Source organism: Blautia sp. DFI.1.216 (assembly GCF_020594215.1).
In the GTDB taxonomy this organism is placed as follows: Bacteria; Bacillota; Clostridia; order Lachnospirales; family Lachnospiraceae; genus Blautia_A; species Blautia_A wexlerae.
Genome location: NZ_JAJDML010000174.1, coordinates 1 through 471, shown reverse-complemented (window position 1 = coordinate 471; position 471 = coordinate 1). Strand labels below are relative to the sequence as shown.

Below are 471 nucleotides of genomic sequence, written 5' to 3'. Positions count from 1 at the left end.
CTGTCCCAAATCAAGGATTTCACTAGAAACTGTCGCCTCATATTTCTCATATCTCATTTCACTGTCTGAATCCACAGTATCCTCGAAAATAGCTGAAGCTTCCGATACATCGCCTTCCTGCTCTGTGGTTTCCGAAATAAATGTTTCCTCTCCAGCAGAAAAATCGGCTGCCAATACCGGCTGACCGGTAACGATCACAGCAGAAAGAAACAGCGATAAAAATGTTTTGCCTCTCCTTCTCATAATACTTTGCCTTCTTTCCATCATTATACCTCGTTATCATGTTACGTTTATGTTAACAATTGTATCATATATGTAATATTTTTTCAACAATCTTTTTTTATTTAACATATTTAACTATGCAGAAAAAGCGGCTTGAAAAGCCGCTTTTTTCTACCTTTGCAGGAACCCAATCTCTGTAAAGATAAGTTTCGTTATTTAAATTCAATGGAAGAAAATCTGTAGATGTAG

General features: G+C 36.5%; 1 protein-coding gene. It reads right to left on the bottom strand.

Features of this window, described 5'->3' with window-relative positions:
* On the bottom strand, positions 1-243 hold a 243-nt coding region (locus tag LJE11_RS19305; RefSeq protein ID WP_147421738.1), incomplete at its 3' end, for a hypothetical protein.
* Positions 244-471 lie beyond the last annotated feature (228 nt).